This is a genomic window from Geobacillus sp. BMUD (assembly GCF_013096845.1).
GTDB lineage: Bacteria > Bacillota > Bacilli > Bacillales > Anoxybacillaceae > Geobacillus > Geobacillus vulcani.
The window spans coordinates 1-2,130 of sequence record NZ_SDLA01000035.1 but is presented as its reverse complement, the minus strand read 5'-3'; the positions used below and the strand labels follow the sequence as shown (position 1 = coordinate 2,130).

The window sequence follows — 2,130 nt, the reverse complement described above, 5'->3', positions numbered from 1 at the left end:
AGGGCGCGAAGTACGTCGTCGTCGACCCGAAACCAGGTGATCTACCCATGTCCAGGGTGAAGGCCGGGTAACACCGGCTGGAGGCCCGAACCCACGCACGTTGAAAAGTGCGGGGATGAGGTGTGGGTAGGGGTGAAATGCCAATCGAACTTGGAGATAGCTGGTTCTCCCCGAAATAGCTTTAGGGCTAGCCTCGGGTTTAAGAGTCTTGGAGGTAGAGCACTGATTGGGCTAGGGGCCCTCATCGGGTTACCGAACCCAGTCAAACTCCGAATGCCAAGGACTTATGCCCGGGAGTCAGACTGCGAGTGATAAGATCCGTGGTCGAGAGGGGAACAGCCCAGACCGCCAGCTAAGGCCCCGAAGTGCACGTTCAGTGGAAAAGGATGTGGAGTTGCCGAGACAACCAGGATGTTGGCTTAGAAGCAGCCACCATTTAAAGAGTGCGTAATAGCTCACTGGTCGAGTGACTCTGCGCCGAAAATGTACCGGGGCTAAACGTGCCGCCGAAGCTGCGGGATGACCGTTGGTCATCGGTAGGGGAGCGTTCTAAGGGCAGAGAAGCCAGACCGGAAGGACTGGTGGAGCGCTTAGAAGTGAGAATGCCGGTATGAGTAGCGAAAACAGAGGTGAGAATCCTCTGCGCCGAAAGCCTAAGGGTTCCTGAGGAAGGTTCGTCCGCTCAGGGTTAGTCGGGACCTAAGCCGAGGCCGAAAGGCGTAGGTGATGGGCAACAGGTCGAGATTCCTGTACCACCTCCTTCCCGTTTGAGCGATGGGGGGACGCAGGAGGATAGGGCGAGCAGGCGGCTGGAAGAGCCTGTCCAAGCAGTGAGGCTGGCCAGCAGGCAAATCCGCTGGCCGTAAGGCCAAGCTGTGATGGCGACGGAGTCATCCGGAAGTCCCTGATTCCACACTGCCAAGAAAAGCCTCTAGCGAGGGAAGAGGTGCCCGTACCGCAAACCGACACAGGTAGGCGAGGAGAGAATCCTAAGGCGCGCGGGAGAACTCTCGTTAAGGAACTCGGCAAAATGACCCCGTAACTTCGGGAGAAGGGGTGCTCTTTGGGGTGAGGAGCCCTGAAGAGCCGCAGTGAAAAGGCCCAAGCGACTGTTTATCAAAAACACAGGTCTCTGCGAAGCCGAAAGGCGACGTATAGGGGCTGACACCTGCCCGGTGCTGGAAGGTTAAGGGGAGCGCTTAGCGGAAGCGAAGGTGCGAACCGAAGCCCCAGTAAACGGCGGCCGTAACTATAACGGTCCTAAGGTAGCGAAATTCCTTGTCGGGTAAGTTCCGACCCGCACGAAAGGTGTAACGACTTGGGCGCTGTCTCAACGAGAGACCCGGTGAAATTATACTACCTGTGAAGATGCAGGTTACCCGCGACAGGACGGAAAGACCCCGTGGAGCTTTACTGCAGCCTGATATGGAATTTTGGTATCGCTTGTACAGGATAGGTGGGAGCCGGGGAAGCCGGAGCGCCAGCTTCGGTGGAGGCGACGGTGGGATACCACCCTGGCGGTATTGAAATTCTAACCCGCACCCCTGAGCGGGGTGGGAGACAGTGTCAGGTGGGCAGTTTGACTGGGGCGGTCGCCTCCCAAAAGGTAACGGAGGCGCCCAAAGGTTCCCTCAGAATGGTTGGAAATCATTCGGAGAGTGCAAAGGCACAAGGGAGCTTGACTGCGAGACGGACAGGTCGAGCAGGGACGAAAGTCGGGCTTAGTGATCCGGTGGTTCCGCATGGAAGGGCCATCGCTCAACGGATAAAAGCTACCCCGGGGATAACAGGCTGATCTCCCCCAAGAGTCCACATCGACGGGGAGGTTTGGCACCTCGATGTCGGCTCATCGCATCCTGGGGCTGAAGTCGGTCCCAAGGGTTGGGCTGTTCGCCCATTAAAGCGGTACGCGAGCTGGGTTCAGAACGTCGTGAGACAGTTCGGTCCCTATCCGTCGCGGGCGCAGGAAATTTGAGAGGAGCTGTCCTTAGTACGAGAGGACCGGGATGGACGCACCGCTGGTGTACCAGTTGTCCCGCCAGGGGCACCGCTGGGTAGCTATGTGCGGACGGGATAAGCGCTGAAAGCATCTAAGCGTGAAGCCCCCCTCAAGATGAGATTTCCCACCGC

The 2,130-nt window shown here is 58.0% G+C and carries 1 rRNA gene; it reads left to right on the top strand.

Annotation, left to right across the window (positions count from 1 at the left end):
• Positions 1-2,130 (top strand): 23S ribosomal RNA (locus tag ETC05_RS17160); the annotation flags it as partial.